This window comes from Vogesella fluminis (assembly GCF_014652335.1).
GTDB classification, from domain to species: domain Bacteria; phylum Pseudomonadota; class Gammaproteobacteria; order Burkholderiales; family Chromobacteriaceae; genus Vogesella; species Vogesella fluminis.
This window is the reverse complement of the sequence record NZ_BMYP01000017.1, coordinates 1-18,578: the sequence shown is the minus strand read 5'-3', so window position 1 is coordinate 18,578 and position 18,578 is coordinate 1. Positions and strand designations below refer to the sequence as shown.

At 62.6% G+C, this 18,578-nt stretch carries 17 protein-coding genes and 2 pseudogenes; 11 read left to right on the top strand and 8 right to left on the bottom strand.

Annotation, left to right across the window (positions count from 1 at the left end):
- Positions 1-65: 65 nt before the first annotated feature.
- From pyrH to IE083_RS08360, 4 genes are all read right to left on the bottom strand, one after another.
- Entirely contained in the window at positions 66-785 is a 720-nt protein-coding gene (gene pyrH, locus IE083_RS08375; RefSeq protein WP_189353155.1) for a UMP kinase, read from the bottom strand.
- An 86-nt stretch (positions 786-871) separates the two neighbouring features.
- A complete protein-coding gene (gene tsf, locus IE083_RS08370; protein ID WP_189353154.1) occupies positions 872-1,738 on the bottom strand; it encodes a translation elongation factor Ts in 867 nt (288 codons plus the stop codon).
- 86 nt (positions 1,739-1,824) lie between these two features.
- Positions 1,825-2,553 carry a 30S ribosomal protein S2 gene (rpsB, locus tag IE083_RS08365; RefSeq protein WP_189353153.1) on the bottom strand — a complete coding sequence of 243 codons (729 nt, stop codon included), beginning with the start codon at positions 2,551-2,553 and terminating at the stop codon, positions 1,825-1,827.
- A gap of 150 nt (positions 2,554-2,703) precedes the next feature.
- Positions 2,704-2,919, bottom strand: coding sequence for a hypothetical protein (locus IE083_RS08360; RefSeq protein ID WP_189353206.1), 216 nt, complete (start codon positions 2,917-2,919; stop codon positions 2,704-2,706).
- A 36-nt stretch (positions 2,920-2,955) separates the two neighbouring features.
- Between IE083_RS08360 and IE083_RS08355 the strand changes: the two genes are divergently transcribed.
- From IE083_RS08355 to IE083_RS08330, 6 genes are all read left to right on the top strand, one after another.
- The gene (locus IE083_RS08355; RefSeq protein ID WP_189353152.1) at positions 2,956-3,984 is read left to right on the top strand and encodes an NAD(P)H-dependent flavin oxidoreductase; all 1,029 of its coding nucleotides are present in this window, start codon (positions 2,956-2,958) and stop codon (positions 3,982-3,984) included.
- A 232-nt stretch (positions 3,985-4,216) separates the two neighbouring features.
- The gene (locus IE083_RS08350) at positions 4,217-4,987 is read left to right on the top strand and encodes an ATP-binding cassette domain-containing protein (protein WP_189353151.1); all 771 of its coding nucleotides are present in this window, start codon (positions 4,217-4,219) and stop codon (positions 4,985-4,987) included.
- Between the two features lie 72 nt (positions 4,988-5,059).
- Positions 5,060-5,848 (top strand): NAD(+) diphosphatase, encoded by a 789-nt coding sequence (gene nudC / locus IE083_RS08345; protein ID WP_189353150.1) that lies wholly within the window; start codon positions 5,060-5,062, stop codon positions 5,846-5,848.
- A gap of 235 nt (positions 5,849-6,083) precedes the next feature.
- The gene (locus IE083_RS08340; RefSeq protein ID WP_189353149.1) at positions 6,084-7,718 is read left to right on the top strand and encodes a methyl-accepting chemotaxis protein; all 1,635 of its coding nucleotides are present in this window, start codon (positions 6,084-6,086) and stop codon (positions 7,716-7,718) included.
- Between the two features lie 159 nt (positions 7,719-7,877).
- Entirely contained in the window at positions 7,878-8,363 is a 486-nt protein-coding gene (locus tag IE083_RS08335) for a putative pterin-binding protein (protein ID WP_189353148.1), read from the top strand.
- Between the two features lie 41 nt (positions 8,364-8,404).
- On the top strand, positions 8,405-10,282 hold the full coding sequence (locus IE083_RS08330; RefSeq protein WP_189353147.1) for a putative bifunctional diguanylate cyclase/phosphodiesterase: 1,878 nt from the start codon (positions 8,405-8,407) through the stop codon (positions 10,280-10,282).
- A gap of 66 nt (positions 10,283-10,348) precedes the next feature.
- On the opposite strand, the gene IE083_RS08325 is transcribed toward IE083_RS08330, so the two are convergent.
- A complete protein-coding gene (locus tag IE083_RS08325) occupies positions 10,349-11,803 on the bottom strand; it encodes an aminoacyl-histidine dipeptidase (RefSeq protein ID WP_229799661.1) in 1,455 nt (484 codons plus the stop codon).
- A 418-nt stretch (positions 11,804-12,221) separates the two neighbouring features.
- Here IE083_RS08325 and pyk point away from each other — a divergent pair, with 418 nt between their 5' ends.
- The 3 genes from pyk to IE083_RS08310 all read left to right on the top strand — a co-directional run bounded on the left by pyk (position 12,222) and on the right by IE083_RS08310 (position 14,619).
- Positions 12,222-13,646 (top strand): pyruvate kinase, encoded by a 1,425-nt coding sequence (pyk, locus tag IE083_RS08320; protein ID WP_189353145.1) that lies wholly within the window; start codon positions 12,222-12,224, stop codon positions 13,644-13,646.
- 225 nt (positions 13,647-13,871) lie between these two features.
- Positions 13,872-14,453, top strand: coding sequence for a LexA family protein (locus IE083_RS08315; RefSeq protein ID WP_189353144.1), 582 nt, complete (start codon positions 13,872-13,874; stop codon positions 14,451-14,453).
- Positions 14,454-14,469: 16 nt separating this feature from the next.
- Entirely contained in the window at positions 14,470-14,619 is a 150-nt protein-coding gene (locus IE083_RS08310) for a hypothetical protein (protein WP_189353143.1), read from the top strand.
- 112 nt (positions 14,620-14,731) lie between these two features.
- Here the strand turns inward: IE083_RS08310 and IE083_RS08305 are convergent, their stop codons facing one another.
- Together IE083_RS08305 and IE083_RS08300 are read right to left on the bottom strand one after the other, a co-directional pair.
- On the bottom strand, positions 14,732-15,985 hold the full coding sequence (locus IE083_RS08305) for an Hsp70 family protein (protein WP_189353142.1): 1,254 nt from the start codon (positions 15,983-15,985) through the stop codon (positions 14,732-14,734).
- Between the two features lie 191 nt (positions 15,986-16,176).
- Complete coding sequence (locus IE083_RS08300) at positions 16,177-17,091, bottom strand: LysR family transcriptional regulator (RefSeq protein ID WP_189353141.1); 915 nt, start codon at positions 17,089-17,091, stop codon at positions 16,177-16,179.
- A 138-nt stretch (positions 17,092-17,229) separates the two neighbouring features.
- On the opposite strand from IE083_RS08300, the gene IE083_RS08295 reads away from it, so the two are divergent.
- Together IE083_RS08295 and tnpB are read left to right on the top strand one after the other, a co-directional pair.
- Positions 17,230-17,865: an FMN-dependent NADH-azoreductase gene (locus tag IE083_RS08295; RefSeq protein ID WP_189353140.1), complete on the top strand. Its 636-nt coding sequence runs from the start codon at positions 17,230-17,232 to the stop codon at positions 17,863-17,865.
- Between the two features lie 102 nt (positions 17,866-17,967).
- Positions 17,968-18,192, top strand: a pseudogene (tnpB, locus tag IE083_RS15800) (IS66 family insertion sequence element accessory protein TnpB); the annotation flags it as partial.
- A 75-nt stretch (positions 18,193-18,267) separates the two neighbouring features.
- Here tnpB and IE083_RS08285 read toward each other — a convergent pair.
- Positions 18,268-18,396 (bottom strand): annotated as a pseudogene (locus tag IE083_RS08285) (transposase family protein); the annotation flags it as partial.
- Between the last annotated feature and the right edge of the window lie 182 nt (positions 18,397-18,578).

Below are 18,578 nucleotides of genomic sequence, written 5' to 3'. Positions count from 1 at the left end.
GTATCTCTAAAAAACAAAGCGGAAAACAGCTGACGCCGCTTCCGCCCTATCCATATCCATCAGGCTCAGCAGTGTACCAGCGTGCCTTCGTCTTCGCCAAGCACCACGCGCTTGAGCGCGCCGTCCTTGAAGATGCTGAACACCTTGATATTCAGCTGCTGGTCGCGGCACAGCGCAAACGCGGTCGCGTCCATCACCTTGAGGTTGCGCGAGATGGCCTCGTCGAAGGTCAGCGTCTGGTAACGCACCGCATCCGGGTTTTTCTTCGGGTCGTCGGTGTACACGCCGTCCACCTTGGTCGCCTTCAGCATGATGTCCACGTTCATTTCCATGCCGCGCAGTGCCGCCGCAGTATCGGTGGTAAAGAACGGGTTGCCGGTACCGGCAGCAAAGATGACAACCTTGCCCTCTTCCAGATACTGCATCGCCTTGCCGCGCACGTAGGGTTCGGCGATCTGCTGCATGGTCAGCGCGGACTGCACGCGGGCGATGAGGCCAACCTTGGTCATCGCATCCTTCAGTGCCAATGCATTCATCACCGTCGCCATCATGCCCATGTAGTCGGCAGTGGCACGATCCATACCGGCAGCAGCAGGCGCCACGCCACGGAAGATATTGCCGCCGCCGATAACGATACCCACCTCGATCCCCATCGCCACCACATCCTTGATCTGCCCGACAATCTGTTCGATGGTGGCACGGTTGATACCGTAGCTGTCATCACCCATCAGGGCCTCACCGGACAGTTTCAGCAAGATTCGTTTATAGGCAGGGGCTTGGCTCATGATCACCTCGGACGTGGGGTTGGAATTCAATTTGCAAAACGGCACCCTGCAAGCAGGGTGCCGTCGGACCGTTCAGTTAACGGGTATTACAGTTTGGCAGCAGCAGCCACTTCGGCGGCGTAGTCAACCACGGCTTTTTCGATGCCTTCGCCAACAATCAGCATTGTGAATGCATTGACTTTAGCCGATTTTTCGGCCAGCAGTTTTTCCACGGTCACGTCCGGATTCTTGACGAAAGGCTGACCAACCAGGGTCACTTCGGCCAGGAACTTGTTGACGCGGCCTTCAACCATCTTGGCAACGATGTCGGCCGGCTTGCCGGATTCGGCGGCCTGCGCGGTGTAGATCTTGCGCTCCTGTTCCAGCGTCTCGGCCGGAACCTGGTCTTTCGACACGCAGATCGGTTTGGAAGCGGCGATGTGCATGGCAACGTCACGGCCCAGTGCCTCGTCGCCGTTCAGGTCGACGATGACACCGATCTTGGCGCCGTGCAGGTAAGTCGCAATGGTGCCTTCGGTGCTGTAACGAACGAAACGACGGATGGTCATGTTCTCGCCCAGCTTGGCGATGGCGGCCTTGCGGATTTCTTCAACCGATACACCGTCAACTTCAACGGCGGACAGGGCTGCAACGTCGGCAGGGTTGGCCGCAACAACAGCCTTGGCAGCAGCAGCAGCCAGCGCCAGGAAAGTCGGGTCCTTGGCAACGAAGTCGGTTTCGCAGTTCACTTCTACCAAGGCGCCAACACCACCTTCGATGCAGGAGCCGATGATGCCTTCGGCAGCAACGCGACCGGCCATCTTGGAAGCCTTGTTACCGGACTTGATGCGCAGGATTTCTTCGGCCTTGGCCAGATTGCCCTCGGCTTCAACCAGTGCCTTCTTGCATTCCATCATGCCCAGACCAGTCGCTGCGCGCAGGTCGGCAACCATTTTTGCGGTAATTTCCGCCATGACTTACTCCTTCAAAAGTATACGGTTACGTCTCGTCAGGGTTCGAAAAAAGGGGCTTGCGCCCCTTTTTCGCGTTGCCCTTCAGCTTATTCAGCGGCAGCTGGTTCAGCAGCAACGATTTCCTGCAGCGACTGGGCGCGGCCTTCCAGTACGGCGTCGGCGATGCCGCGAGCGTACAGACGGATGGCACGGCTGGAGTCATCGTTACCCGGGATTACGTAGTCGATGCCTTCTGGCGAGTTGTTGGTATCAACAACACCGATAACCGGGATGCCCAGCTTCTTGGCCTCAACAACGGCACCTTTCTGGTAGCCGGTGTCGATTACGAAGATCGCATCTGGCAGGCCCTTCATGTCCTTGATACCACCCAGCGAACGCTCCAGCTTTTCAACTTCGCGCTGCATGTCCAGCAGCTCTTTCTTGTTGAAGCCGGAATCGCCAGCCAGTTCCAGGGCAGCGCGCTTGTCTTCCAGGCGCTTGATGGACTGCTTGACGGTCTTGTAGTTGGTCAGCATACCGCCCAACCAGCGGTGATCCACGAATGGCGCGCCGGCACGGGTCGCTTCTTCGCGGACGATCTCACGCGCCTGGCGCTTGGTACCCACAAACAGCACGCTGCCCTTGTTGGCAGTCAGGCGACGCACATAATCCTGGGCGCCAACGAACAGTGGCAGGGTCTTTTCCAGGTTGATGATGTGAATCTTGTTGCGGCTGCCGAAAATGTACTGAGCCATTTTCGGATTCCAGAAGCGGGTTTGGTGGCCGAAGTGAACGCCGGCCTCAAGCATTTGACGCATGGTCACATTGTTGGACATTTGAATCTCCTAAAGGGTTATGCCTCCATCCGTACAGACAACCCTGCGTGCAAGGCACCCTTTGGTACGGATGTGCGTAATTTCCCCCAGATATTGAGGGAACTCGCAATTGTAGCATTGGCGAGACGACCGCTTCAAGCTGTCACCCACTCAAAATTCGGCGTCCGGGTTTTTCAGGCGCCGGATACGGCGGCGGCGCAAACGCAACACAAGCAGCGTCGGCAGGAAACCGAGGAAAAACAGCAAAATACCCGCACGAATCAGGCTGTCCTGCACCACAGCCAGCATCAGCACCACATACAGCCACGCAATTACTATCAGATACATATCAAACGACCGTTTGAAAAAAACGTACAAGTGTGTCAAGAATAGCGCATTCCCGCACTCAGGAGCCGCCCGATCATGCACACCCGCTTCACCGAAACCTTTGGCGTCCAGCTACCCCTGCTCTGCCCCGGCATGAGCTACATCGCCACCCCGGAGCTGGTTGCCGCAACCTGCAACGCCGGCGGCCTGGGCATCCTCGCCACCGGGCCGCTCACTGCGGAACAAACACGCAGCGCCATCCGCCGCATCCGCAGCCTGACCGACAAACCGTTCGGCATCGGCTGCACCCTGATGATGCCCGGCGCCAGGGAAAACGCCGAAGTGGCGCTTCAGGAACAGGTGCCGGTGATCAACTTCTCGCTCGGCAAGGGCGACTGGATCGTCAAGCGCGCCCGAAGCTATGGCGGCAAGGTCATCGCCACCGTGGTCACCGAAAAGCACGCCATTTCCGCGGAGAAAATCGGTGTCGATGCCTTGCTGGTCACCGGTCACGAGGCGGCCGCCCACGGCGGTGAAGTCACCTCGCTGGTGCTGATTCCGGCCATTCGCAAGGTCAGCTCGCTGCCCATCATCGCTGCCGGCGGCTTCGGCACCGGCCAGGGACTGGTTGCGGCACTGGCACTGGGCGCCGACGCCATTGCCATGGGCAGCCGCCTCGCCCTGACCCGGGAAAGCCCGGTGCACCACATCACCAAGGACATGATTTGCCAACGCGGCGTCGGCGACACCATCTATTCCAGCAATTTTGACGGCCTGTGGTGCCGGGTGATGGACACCCCGACCGCGCGCAAGCTGACCCGCAAGCCACTGAGCCTGCTGACGGCCGGCTGGCGCGCACTGGGCATGGCACACCGCATGAAACTGCCGCTCGGCAAGACGGTACTGGGCGGCCTGCTGACGCAGCCGCAAAACCTTCGCCAACTGGCACAATTCGGCGCGGCCACCGAATCAATCCGGCTGGCGATCGAGGATGGCAACCATCAGCGCGGAGTGCAACTGATCGGCCAGGTACAAGGCCTGCTCGACGACATTCCCACCGTCAACGAACTGTTCCAGCGCCTTCTGAGCGAAGCTCGCACCACCCGCGATCACCTGCCTGCCTGAGCATCGCCCGGGGCGCGGCCACCACCGCGCCCGCCACCACCCCACGCCCGTCCACCGACACGATGTAATTCGTCACGTCTTGATAATGATTCTCATTTGGTATATGGTTAAAGTATTGCCTGCAGGCATCCAGCCATGCCGCCACAAGCACGCTGGCCGCCAGCCCGCACGGCCATTGCATGCAATAACGCCCCCAGCCACCGATCCGCCAATTACCGAGGGAGTCCAGCCAATGCCAGATCTTGCCTACCAGATTGAGCGACTGCACGTTCACAACGGCAATCACAGCCTGCTTGATTGCCAGCAACTGCAAATCCCGGCCAATCGCATCACCGTCGTCTCGGCAGCCCACGCTCCCGAACACAGCCTGCTGCTGCAGACGCTGGCCGGCATGCACGGTCGGCAGCAAGGCACCCTGTTTGGCCAGGCGCTCCCCCGGGCAGGCTGCCACGACACACGCCTTGCCGGGCTGGCACCTGCCGCCGGCAATCCGCGACAACGGCTGTTTGACTATGTGCTGCAAGGCACCATGCCGGCATCGAACTGGCTGCAGCGCCCATCCGCCATAAACCGTGGCACTGCCACCCTGGCCTTGCGACTGGTGGCGCTGGAGAACAGGGCCGGACAGCGGCTGGCCAGTCTGAATGCCGGAGAACAACAACTGGCGCGCCTCGCCCGGACCCTGGCACAGCCGGCACCACTATTATTGCTGGACCAGTGGACAGAACACCTCACCGCCCAGCAACAGCAACTGGTGATGCAGCGACTGGCACGGCTGGCACCCACCGGGCGCACCATCGTGTGCACCCTACCCCGGCACAGCCCCGCCACCGGCCATGCCCAGTGGCTGATCCTGCTGGCCGGCGCCCGTTTACTGGCACAAGGCACCCCGGCACAACTGCAGTCGCACATGACCGTATCTCGCCATGCCGGCCCGCTGCAATTTTCCGGCCCGTCCGGTCACCCTTACCCGATGACGGCAACACCACAGTTAGCCGCCTGAAAATTGTGCATCACCGTTTCGCAAGGCGTGGCAACAGCATAGAATCGACATATCCATTCTCAGCCACCCGCCATGACACTCCATTTGCCCGCCGCCGCCAACCCTGCCCTGCCTACCCGCTGGTGCCTGTTTGACGGCCAGCAGGTGTGGCTCGATGCCGGCGCCTTCCCCGCACAACGCCCGGCACACAGCAGCAATCCGCACTTCATCGGCCACAACGGCCAGTTCAACCTGTTCAGCGCCGAGCTGATCGGCACGGCAGCGCCACAGTGGCAGGCCCACACCCTGCGCCAGGCGCTGCAAGGCCTCCCTGCCGACGCGGTGCCGCTGCTGGCCCGCGCCGCGCAGTTGCGGCGCTTCGAGCACAGCCACCGCTTTTGCGGCGCCTGCGCCCAGCCGCTGCAAGCGCACCAGCACGATCACGGCCGCGGCTGCCCGTCCTGCGGCGAGCTGTACTACCCGCGCCTGTCGCCGGCGATGATGGTAGCGGTCACCCGCGGCCGCGAAATCCTGCTCGCCCGCGGCCCGCACTTCAGCCCCGGCCTGTACAGCGCCCTCGCCGGCTTCGTCGAGCCAGGCGAAACGCTGGAAGCCTGCGTCGAGCGCGAAACGGCAGAAGAGGTCGGCATCCGTATCCGGCAGCTGCACTATGTCGGCTCGCAATCCTGGCCGTTCCCACACTCGCTGATGCTGGCCTTCACCGCCGAATACGCCGCCGGCGAGATCACGCCGCAGCCGGGCGAGATCGAAGCCGCCGACTGGTTCGACATCGACCACCTGCCGCCAACCCCGGCCGGGCACTCCATCGCCCACTGGCTGATCAAGCATGCCGTCGAGCAACTGCGCCGCCGCGAGCACTGAGCCGGGTTGCGGCAAGACCACCACATGTTGCGGCCAACGTTGGCCGCAACGGCAAGGCGGAGCGTGACAAAAATACGGGGATCCCCGTAAAGTCCCTGCACAAGGTGGCGATTATTACGCTAGGGATTCTAAAGAATCACGACTACATTTAATATCGACCACATCACAATGCGGCACACACCGTATGCGCCGCGCATCCGACCCTAATCTACAAAAACTCTGCAAGGACAAAATCATGGGGAAACTGAAACTGGCCCAGCGCCTGGCGCTGGGCTTTGGCGCCGTCATCACGCTACTGGTACTGGGCTCGGCCTTTACCCTGTTCCGCCTCGGCGGTATTCAGGAACGGGTCTCGGAACTGGTGGAATACCGCATCCCGGTAATCCAGAACTCCCGCTCACTCAGCGCGGCATTGCTGTCGGTGACCAACGCGGCGCGCACCATCCTGCTGGAAAGCGACGACAAGCTGGTTGAGGAAAAGCTCGACATCCTGAAGAAATCGGCAGCCAAGGCGCAGCTGGAATTCAAGGAAATGCAGACGCTGGCCAAGGACCCGAAAGAGGTCGAGCTGGTCGGCAAGATCGACAAGTCGATGAAGGAATTCAACGTCCTGGTCGACAAGCTGCTGCCCATGATTGTGCGCCAGAAATGGGACGCCTCGATCATCGTCTCGGAAAAGCTGGAACCGCAGGAACGTCTGCTCAGCATCCAGCTGGACAAGCTGATCGCCTACCATACCCAGGTAATGGAAGAGCAGAAATCCTCCACCACCAGCACCCTGCAAGAAACCATGCTGGCAGCCATCATCGCCATTCTTGCCAGCGTCGGCGCCAGCATCATGGTGGCGCTGCTGATCGCCCGCTCGCTGACGCGCCAGATCGGCGGCGAACCGGACTACGCGGCCGAAGTGATGAAGGAGATCGCGCACGGCAACCTCGGCGTCAGCGTCAAGATCGGCAAAGGCGACAACAGCTCACTGCTGTACAACCTGTCGCGCATGACCCACGAACTGAACGATGCCCTGCGCACCGTCGAGCGTAGCGTGCAGGAAAGCGGCACCGCCTCGGACGAGCTGCGCAACACCATGCAGCGGCTGGTCAGCCGCTCCGAAGAACAGAACCGCGCCGCCGACGAGATGGCCAGTGTGATCCAGCAGATGGCCGTCGGCGTACAGGAACTGCACCACCGTGCCGACAGCGCCGAAAACGTGGCCCGCACCGCCAGCGGCGATGCCCGCCAGGGCGTGGAAGTGATCCAGGGCGCGGTACGCGAAATGGACGCCATCAGCACCCTGATCAAGTCCACTGCCGGCAGCATTCACGAGCTGGGCCGCCAGTCGCAGACCATCGACAACATCGTGTCGGTGATCCGCGACGTTGCCGACCAGACCAACCTGCTGGCGCTGAACGCCGCCATCGAGGCTGCCCGCGCCGGCGAGCAGGGCCGCGGCTTTGCCGTGGTTGCCGACGAAGTGCGCAAACTGGCCGAACGCACCACCAAGGCCACCGGCGAAATCGCCGAGATGATCGGCGCCATCCGCATCAGCTCGCAACAGGCGGTGGAAGCGATGAACCAGTCGGTGGAACGCGCCCACACCAGCGCGGCACAGGGCCAGCGCGCCGGCGAATCGATCGTCGCGATCCAGAGCGGCACCGAGACCGTCGGCCAGAGCGTGCTGTCGATCGCCAGCTCGCTGTCCGATCAGGCCCGCTCCGGCGAGCAGGTGTCACGCGAAGTGCAGCGCATCACCGCCATCGCCCAGCGCAACCGCGAAGCTGCCGACGAGGCCGTCTCCGCCGCCGCGCGCATGAGCGAGCTGACCGAGGACATCCGGCAAAGCTTCAGCCGTTTCCACACTGCCAAGGGCTGAACAACGCCCGCACAACAGGCGCCACCCGAACACGACAGGGCGGCGCCTGCCGGCAGGTTGTCATATACGACAGCGTATTGCATATTGGTAGTGGATTACCCTGCATAAAATTCCACCGATCCCCACACCGCCGCCCGACCGACCACCAAGGAGCCACACATGAAAATGCCCCGCACCCTCATCGCCGCATCCCTGCTGTTGGGCTGCGCCCTGCCTGCCTTCAGCGCCGACAAGGTCATCCTGACCATCAAGGGCGCCGGCTGCTGCCAGGGTAAAAACGAACAAAGCTTCACACTGAAAGACCTGGCCGCCCTGCCCCAGTCCGAAATCATTACCCAGACGCCCTGGACCAAGGCCAAAAGCCGCTATCAGGGCGTATCGCTGGCCATGCTGCTGAAAAAACTGCAGATCACCAGCAGTTCGGTCAAAATCCGGGCACTCAATGACTATTGGGCCCAGGTGCCGGTCGCCGAAATCGACAAGTACAAGGCCATTCTGGCCACCCATGCCGACGGCAAGGCACTGACCATCCGCAACAAGGGCCCGGTCTGGCTGATGCTTCCGCTGAGCGAACATCCCGAGATCAACAAGGAGCAATACCATAGCTATATGGTATGGCAAGTACACTCCGTCGAAGCCGGATAAGCAAAATGGGTAGGATCAAGTTTCTGTTTCTGGCCACGATCATGTTCACCTTCGTCGCGGTGACAGCCTGGTCGACGTGGCGCTATGACCAGGCATTCCGCTTCGTCACCGGCCAGGCACAATTATCGGCATGGTCCCTGGCGCAGCTGGAAATCGAGCTGCGTAATTTCGAACAGCAGCTTGTCCTGTATCGGAGCGGCAGCACCACTGCGGATGACCTGAACCTGAGCTACGACATTGCCTGGAACCGGCTGGATACCTTCACCCAGGCAGAAGAAACCCGGGCAATCCGCAACCGCTTCGGTGCCGAGCAGATTACCCGCAATATTTTTGCCACTCTCCAGAAATACGAAAGCAGCATCTCCAGCCCCAAAGAAAACGACCCGGCGCTGCAGGCGATGAGCCGCGAGCTGAGCCGGCAAATGCCCCTACTACACGATCTCACGGTACAAAACTTTACCGGCCCCGGTGCCATGCAGGAAAGCCAGCTGCTGCAACAATCCAAAACCCAAAACCTGATCGCCCTCGGCATCCTGCTCCTGGTTGGATTGGCGATGCTGACTACCCTGTTCTACGAGGCCAAGCGTCAGCACTTTCTGGCCTGGAATGATCCGCTGACCGGCCTGCCGAACCGGGCCGCCTTTAACGACAGAATGCATGCACTGCTGGCAAAGCCGGACACGCAAGCCGTACTGTGCCTGATCGATCTCAGCCGCTTCAAGGAAGTCAACGACAGCTTCGGCCACGCCGCCGGCGACCAGCTGCTGACCCTGATTGCCAACCTGCTGCGGCAGCACCAGAACAGCGAAATCTATCTGGCACGCATCGGCAGCGATGAATTCGCACTGGTGATGTTCGGCAGCATGTCCGGCTACAGCAACTGGTTCACCTATTCCCGCAAGATCTACAACCAGCTTGAATGGCTGCTGCACAGCGAAGACCCGGCCCACCGCGTGAAACTGAACATGGGCATCAGCCAGTACCCGGAGCATGCCGGCTCGGTAGCGGACATGGTGCTGTTTGCCGACCTGGCGCTACTGAGTGCCAAGCAGGACAAGCAGCTGCGTTATCAGGTGTTCAACCGCTTCATGCTCGATCATTACCAACGCAAGCGGCTGCTGGCCGGCCGGCTGCAGGAATTGCTGGCCGAGCCGCACAATAGCGAGCTTTACCTGTGCTACCAGCCGATCATCGACATCAGCCAGCCACAGCGACTAGGTGCCGAGCTGCTCATCCGCTGGAACCACCCCGAGCTGAACTTCATCGACCCGCCGGACATCATCGAGATTGCCGAGGAAAACGGGCTGGGCGAAAAGCTGAGCGAGTGGCTGTTCCACCGCATGCAGCATGACATCGCCCGCTTCCCGGCCGATACCCTGCGCCACCTTCACCTCTCGATCAACCTCAGCAGCTCGATCTTCAACCATCACCTGGCCAACCATGTCTGTAACTGGCTGCAGGATGGCCCGCTGCCTGCCAGCCAGCTGATCCTGGAGCTGACGGAAAACATCGCGCTGGAAGACGTGCAGCTCAGCCGCAAGATATTCAGCCAGCTGCGGGAAAAGCAGATCCGCATCACACTGGACGATTTCGGCACCGGCTGGTCGTCGTTCTCCTACCTGAAGGACCTCAGTTTCGACAAGCTCAAGATCGACAAGTCCTTCATCCGGCATCTGGACCGTGACAAACGGCTGCCGCTGTTCGTGCAGGCCATTACCGGCCTGTCGCACCAGCTGGGCATTTCCGTGGTCGCCGAAGGCGTCGAGACCGAAAGCGAGCTGAGCAAGGTTCTCGAAATCGGTGCCAACGAAATCCAGGGCTACTATTACTCGCGGCCGCTCAGCGCCGACGCTTTCCTCGACTACGCCCGGCACTACCTCGCCAGCAGCGTGCGCGAAACCAGAACCGACCTCGCCTGACGCGCGACCGCGCCCATGAAAAACCCGCCAACCGGCGGGTTTTTTTCATGCTGCGTGCTTCCAGACTCAGGCACTGGCCGGCACCGCGGCCAGCACCGCCTGCAGCAATTGCCACGCCTTGCCGACCGAGGCCACCTCCACCCGCTCGCCCGGCGCATGCGCACCGCGGATATTGGGGCCGAACGACACCATGTCCATCTGCGGATACTTGGCGCCGATGATGCCGCACTCCAGCCCGGCGTGAATCACCTGCACGCCGGAGTCGGCACCGAACTGCTGGCGATACACCTGCCGGAATAGCGCCAGCAGCGCCGAGCCCGGATTCGGCGCCCAGCCCGGGTAGCCGCCCTCGGTGTCCACCTCGAAACCGGCCAGCCGGAACAGATCAACGATCTCGCCGGCCAGATTCCGGAAGCCGCTGTCCAGCAGCGAGCGCACCATCAGGTTGGTGAACACCTTGCCATCGGCAATGCTGATCACCCCCAGGTTGTTGGATGTTTCCACCACGCCGGCTACACGCTGGCTCATGCGTTTCACGCCGTGCGGTGCCGCGTGCAGCGCGCTGAAGATCGCCTGCTGGTCGGCCGGTGCCAGCACCTCGCCGGCACGGGCAAGGTTGGCCGCAACACTCACGCCTTCGTCAACGCCGGCCAGCTCGAAGCGCATCAGCGCCTGGAACGCGTCCAGATACGCCGCCAGCTTGTCGCCATCGGCGGCCGGATAGGCGACCACGGCAAAGGCTTCGCGCGCCAGTGCATTGCGTGCGGTGCCGCCATTGAACGAGGCCACGCGCAGGTCGGTGACCGCCTCCAGCTCGCGCAACAGGCGGATCAGCACCTTGTTGGCATTGCCGCGACCGAGGTGGATGTCGGCGCCGGAGTGGCCGCCGACCAGCCCGGCCACCGTCAGCTGGCGCACCTCGAAGTCCGCCGGCAGCGGCTGCGGCTGGTAGCTGCGCCGCGCGTTGACATCGATGCCGCCGGCACAGCCCATGTAGAACTCGCCCCACTCCTCGGTATCGATATTGATCAGCATCCGCCCCTGCAACAGCCCCGGCTCCAGCCCCAGCGCGCCGCCCATGCCGGCCTCTTCGTCCAGCGTCATCAGCACTTCCAGCGGGCCGTGCGCGATGTCGTCGCTGGCCAGCACCGCCAGCCCCAGCGCCACGCCGATGCCGTTGTCGGCGCCTAGCGTGGTGTTCTCGGCGATCAGCCAGCCGTCCTTCAGCAGCGGACGGATCGGGTCGTTGAAGAAGTCGTGCACGGTACCGGTATTGGCCTGACACACCATGTCGAGGTGGCCCTGCAGCACCACGCCGACACGGTCCTCCATGCCCGGGGTCGCCGCCTTGCGCACGATCAGGTTGCCGGCCGCATCGACCACCGTCTCCAGTCCGCGCAGTTCCGCCCAGCCTTTCAGATAGTCGCGCAGCGCCGCTTCATGCTTGGAAGGGCGAGGAATGTCACACAGGGTCTGAAAGTGTTCCCACACGATGGTGGGTTCGAGGGCTGCAATATTCACCACAACAAGACGCTCCTTTATTCCGCCGGCGGAGACATTTCATGCCAATAATTCCGCCAAAATAATCACAGGGTGACTCGTGATCACCCTTTTTGTAGACAATCCACTTTACCACGCTCCCCGGCGGGGCGTCCGGGATGCAAGCGTTTCGCGTTAGCGGCGGCGGTAGCCAGTCCGCCGCAAAAACGCGAGTGATTGATTACAATCACGAATCCGCTTGGCACAAAAACAACGCCCATGCCGCCATAGTCACAATTTATGCCATAACGCTGCCATGCAGCACCCCGCCATCCGCACCGGCAGGATGGCGGTTTGCGGCCAACCTTGTTGCGTCGTAATTTTATTACTGCTGTAGCCACTTAATTACAACGCCATTCCGTACCATAATTACAGGCACCCAATAACGGAGAGCAACCCCATGACCCGCCGCACCAAGATTGTCGCCACCCTCGGCCCCGCCTCCAGCGACCCGGCAACCCTGGAACGCCTGCTGCAAGCCGGCGTCAACGTCGTCCGCCTCAACTTCTCGCACGGCAGCGCCCAGGACCACCTCGACCGCGCCGCGCTGGTGCGTGCCACCGCGGAACGCCTCGGCGTACCGGTAGCCATCATGGTCGACCTGCAGGGCCCGAAAATCCGCGTCGGCAAGTTTGCCAACGGCAAGACCACGCTCACCAACGGCCAGCCGTTCATCCTCGACGCCGACTGCGAGCTGGGCGACGACGGCCGCGTCGGCCTCGACTACAAGGAGCTGCCCAACGACGTCGAAAGCGGCGTGGTGCTGCTGCTCGACGACGGCCGCATCGTGCTGACCGTGGAAAAGGTCGTCGGCAACCAGATCCACACCCGCGTCAAGGTCGGCGGCGTGCTGTCCAACAACAAGGGCATCAACCGCCAGGGCGGCGGCCTGACCGCACCGGCGCTGACCGGCAAGGACATCGACGACATCAAGACCGCCGCACGACTGGAAGCCGACTACGTGGCGGTGTCGTTTCCAAAAAGTAGCGCCGACCTGTACATGGCGCGCACGCTGATCCACGCCGCCGGCAGCCAGGCGCGCATCATCGCCAAGATCGAGCGCTGCGAGGCGATCGCCAACCTTGACGACCTGATCGATTCCGCCGACGGCATCATGGTGGCGCGCGGCGACCTGGCGGTGGAAGTCGGCGATGCTGCGGTGCCGGCCTTGCAAAAGCGCATGATCCGCCTCGCCCGCGAGCGCAACAAGCTGACCATCACCGCCACCCAGATGATGGAATCGATGATCTCCAGCCCGGTGCCGACCCGCGCCGAGGTCTCCGACGTTGCCAACGCGGTGCTGGACGGCACCGATGCGGTGATGCTGTCGGCGGAGACCGCCGCCGGCCAGTATCCGGTGGAAACGGTAGAAGCGATGTCGCGCGTCTGCCTGGAAGCGGAAACCTCGTCCGACTACCAGCTGGAACGCGCCTTCCTCAACCGCGAATTCAGCCGCGTCGACCAGTCCATCGCCATGGCCGCACTATTCACCGCCAATCACCTGCCGGTACGCGCACTGGTGGCGCTGACGCAGACCGGCTCTACCGCGCTGTGGGTGAGCCGCGTCAACTGCGGCGTGCCGATCTACGCGCTGACGCCGGAGGTGAGCACCTACCGCCGCCTGGCACTGTACCGCGACGTGTACCCGATGCTGCTGCCGACCGCTGCCGATTCGAAAAAGCTGCTCGCCGCCGCCGAGCGCAAGCTGCTGGAACAGGGCCGCGTACAGCCGGGCGATGTGCTGGTAGTCACCGTCGGCGACAGCGTCGGCCTGATGGGCAGCACCAACACCCTGAAGATCATCAAGGCCGGCGACGGCCGCTGAGCCGTCACGGGCCGGCGTGACGCCGGCCCGCATCCCACTCCCGGCGTGCGGCCAAGGTTGGCCGCATGCCACCGTACCGGCTGCGGCCCGCCCCGGCGATAATAGTGCCAAGCAGCTGATCCGCAATGGTTTCTGCCAAAAAACCACAGCCGATCCAGACGGCACCACAATTATCTTGCCTTGCTTTTTGAATTCGTACACAATCAAAAGCAAGGAGGAAACAAGATGTCATCGCAAGGAGGAAAGCGCGAAGGCGCCGGCCGCAAATCCCGCTTCGGTGGTGACAAGACCGTCGCCATGCGTGTACCGGAGCCGCTGAAACCGGTACTGGAAAACTGGCTGGACGAATACCGCAGCCTGCGCAGCATCAACCACAGCAGTGTCGGCGACATCGCCCTGCTCGGCGAGGCGCTGAAAAACCTGTCGCTGCCGCTGTTTGCCAGCCGCGTGCCAGCCGGCTCGCCGGTTGCCGCCGACGACCTGAAAGAAGCCGACATTGATCTCAACCAGCATCTGGTACGCAAGCCGGCATCGACCTTCCTCGTCACCGTCAAGGGCGACTCCATGATCAATGCCGGTATCCACGACGGCGACATGCTGGTGGTCGACCGCTCGCTGGAACCGCGTAATGGCAAGGTGGTAGTGGCGGTGATCAACGACGAACTGACGGTAAAACGGCTGGAACGCTCCGCCGGACGCATCCGCCTGCTGCCGGAAAACCCGGATTTCAAGCCGATCGAAGTACCCGAAGATGCCAGTTTCTTTATCTGGGGCGTGGTGACCAGCGTCATTCATGCCGTGGACTGACCACAAGGAGCAAGCCATGAACCGCTACAACGACCCGATCAAGATGATGTTCCGTGACTGGAAGCGCCTGCCACGCGCCTTCCGCACCGTGGTCGAAGGCCGGCCGCAGGTACTGCTGACCCGTATCGGCCACAGCTATTTCGTGCCGGTGGAGTTCGTCGGCTGAGCTCCCGCCGCCGGCATCCCCGCCCCATCAGACATTGCGGCCAACCTTGATCCCCAAGGTTGGCCGCAATCACATCCACCATTACCGGCAGGCACGCCCGGCCAAACAACACTCAGCCGAAGCGGCGCATCGCGTCCAGTGCCAGCCCGCTGCCGATGCTGCCGTAACGGTCGCCCTCGACCTTGGCCGCCTGCGGCAGTAGCGCCGCCACCCGCTCGCGCAGCAAGGGCACCGCGCTGGCGCCGCCGGTAAAAAACACGGTATCGATCTGCGCCGCACTGATGCCGGCATCCTGCAGCAGGCGGCCGATGGTCTGCGTCACGCTGTCGATCTGGTGCACGATCGCCTCGTCGAACTGGCTGCGTGTCAGCTGGTGCGTGAGACCGTCGGCAATCTCGTCCAGCGCCAGCAGATGCGCCTCGCTGTCGGACAGCGCGATCTTTGCCGCCTCCACCTGGATCGCCAGCCAGTGGCCGGCGCGCTTGTTGATCACCGAGAACAGGCGGTCCAGCTTGTCGCGCTCCAGCGCGTCGGCGTACACCCCCTGCAGATCGGCCAGCGTCTTGCGGGTATAGGCAAAGTTGATGGTGTGCCAGGTGGCGAGGTTGAAATAATAGCCGGACGGCACCTCGGCGTTGTTCTTCAGCCGTGTGCGATAGCCCAGCAGCGGCATCACGCCGTGCAGGCTCAGCTGCTTGTCGAAGTCGGTGCCGCCGATATGCACGCCGCCGTTGGCGAGGATGTCGTCACGGCGATCCAGCAGGTGGCGGCGCTGCGGCGACAGCCGTACCAGCGAAAAATCCGAGGTACCGCCGCCGATATCGACGATCAGCACCAGCTCTTCGCGCTCGATGCGGCTTTCGTAGTCGAAGGCCGCGGCAATCGGCTCGAACTGGAAGGCGACTTCCTGAAAACCGGCGCGGCGCGCGACATCGGCCAGCGTGTCCTGCGCCAGCTGGTCGTCGACCGGGTCATCGTCGATGAAAAACACCGGCCGGCCGAACACCGCGCGGCTGAACGTCTGCCCCGCCTGCTGCTCGGCGCGCTGCTTGAGGGTGCCGATGAAGGAGGACAGCAAGTCGATGAAACGCAGCGCGCGGCCATTGACCTCGGTCTGGCCGTTCATCAGGCTGGTGCCGAGCAGGCTCTTCAGCGAGCGCATCAACCGCCCCTCGTAGCCGTCCAGGTATTCACCGATCGCGGCGCGGCCAAAGGCAGTGCTCTCCTCCTCGGCATTGAAGAACACCACCGACGGCAGGGTCGCCTTGTCGTCTTCCAGCATCAGCAACTGGCTCTGCCCGGCGCGGAAACAGGCGACCGTGGAGTTGGAGGTGCCAAAATCGACACCGCATGCCGGAATAACCATCGTGCAACCCGTTCATTCGATAAGGAGGGGGCAGGATTGTAGCAGAAGCGCCGCTGACGCCTGCGATAAATGCGGCGCCACAGCGCGCGCCGGATGTGCCCTTGCGGCCAACCTTGACGCCCTTTTATCTCATTGCCGGCAGCAAGCGGCGGCGAACCGCGTCATACGGCACGCAGTTGGCCGCAATAGCGTCATTCGAAACGCGCATTCCACTGCGGTGTGCGCGCCACCAGAAAATCGACAAACACCCGCACCGCCGGCACCAGATGGCGACGTCCGGTAAAGGCCAGGTGCAGGATGCCGCCCGGCATGGAGAAAGTCGGCAACAGCCGCCGCAGCCGGCCGTCGGCCAGCGCCTGCTGGCAGACCAGCATTGGCAAGGCCGCCACGCCGCAGCCATCGATCGCCGCCTGCGCCAGCACCACCAGGTTGTCGCTCATCAGCCGCGGCGATGCCAGCTGCACGCTGTACAGCTGGCCGACCTCGTCGTGCATCGTCCACTCGCCGCGCCCGTCCGGCCGCGACATCACCAGCGCCGGCCATGACGCCAGCTCGGACGGATGCTGCGGCAGGCCGCGCTCGGCCAGCAGCGCCGGGCTGGCCACCAGGAAAAGCGGAGACTGCCCCAGCGGGCGCGCCACGATGCTGGCACTGTCCTCCAGCCGCGAACGCACCCGCAGCGCGACATCGATGCCGTCATTGATCAGGTCGACACGGCGCCCGGTCACCTCCAGCAGGATGCGCACCTCCGGATACTGCGCCATGAATTCCGGCAGCAAGGGCGCCAGCAGCGACTGCGCCAGCAGGTCCGGACAGCTCACCCGCACCAGGCCGCGCGGCACGTCGGTGGCGCGCGCGATCGCCTCCTGCGCCGCCTCCGCCTCGGCCAGCATCGCCTGGCAGTGACCAAAGTAGGCCTGCCCCACCTCGGTCAGCGCCAGCCGCCGTGTCGTCCGCTGCAGCAACCGCACTCCCAGCTGCGCCTCCAGCTCGGCAACACGGCGCGACAGCCGCGACTTGGGTACCCCGATCTGCCGTGCCGCAGCCATGAAACCGCCGTGCTCGGCCACCTTGGCAAAGAAATACAGGTCGTTCAGGTCATGCATCGAGTGCACTCCGTCGGAATTGGTATCAAGTTCAGGACAATCATTCCCGATTTCGCAGTCTAGTCCGATATTGTCGCAAAAACTATCATGCACTCCATTGCTACTGCCAACCGGCACTCACCCGAAACGGAGCCCACCATGAAAATCCTGCACCTTGATTCCAGCGTCCTCAATGACAACTCGATTACCCGCCAGCTGACCCGCGCGCTGGTCGACGGCCTGCAAGCGCAACACGGCAGCACCAGCGTCATCTACCACGACCTGGCCAGCAACGAAATTCCGCACCTGTCGGGTGAGATCCTCGGCGCCGCCTTTACCCCGGAAAGCGACTGGAGCGAGCTGCAGCGCAGCGAGCGCGCCCGCAGCGAACAGCTGATCGGCGAATTCCTCGGCAGCGAGATCCTGGTCATCGGCGCACCGATGTACAACTTCTCCATCCCGTCGCAACTGAAAGCCTGGATCGACCGCGTTGCGGTCGCCGGCCGCACCTTCAAGTACACCGAAACCGGCCCGGTGGGCCTGGCTGGCGGCAAGACCGTTTACGTGGTCTCCGCCCGCGGCGGCGTCTACAGCAACGAACAAGGCCAGGCCATGGACTTCCAGGAAGACTACCTGAAGACCGCACTTGGCTTCCTCGGCATCAGCGACGTGCGCTTCATCCGTGCCGAAGCCGTCAACATGGGTGACGATGCCCGTAGCAACGCCCTGAGTGCTGCCAAAGAAGCAATTACCCAAACTACGAGCTACGCCACTATCCACTCCGCCCCCTGCTGAGCCCATTCGCCTCGAGTTGCGGCGTGGCGATACCTGGCTGAATGTCACCTGGCCGGCTTCGCAGGCCGAAGCCTGTGCCCGGTGGCTGCGGGAGTTGTTGCCATGATCCGGCCCGAGCAGGTGTTTCTTGCCGTCGAACCGCTGGACATGCGCTGGGGCGCCGAGCGGCTGTCGCAGCATGTGCAGCAGTTGGTCGGGCGCTCGCCGTGTGACGGCACCGCCTACGCCTTTACCAACCGGGATCGGACTCGCCTGAAGCTGCTGATCTGGGACGGCACCGGTGTCTGGCTCTGTCAGCGCCGTCTGCACGCGGGACGCTTTCGCTGGCCAGCTCCCGGTGACCAAGGGCGTCGTTACCAAGTATGTCGGTCTGGCCGACGCTGCCGGACTCGACTGGCCCACCGTCATTTCCTCGAAGGTGTCGTTGTCCGACAGCACCGCGCAGATGGCGATCACGAGAATTTCGCGGAAGTCGTGCAAGGTGCCATTGCTGGGCTGGCGGGGATCGTCAATGTGTTCAAGGGCTTGCATCAGGCTGACTCCAGGCGTGCTCACATCCATGCGGGCAAAGCTGGGAAGTAGACGCGATTCCGGGCCGCTTATGCAAGTCTCTGACCATCCGAATGGTTAATCATGTCATCCGAGTGCGGAGGCCCTAGCAGCCTGTCGGACTTAACGAGCCGTATGAGATAATTCGGATCATCCAAAACACA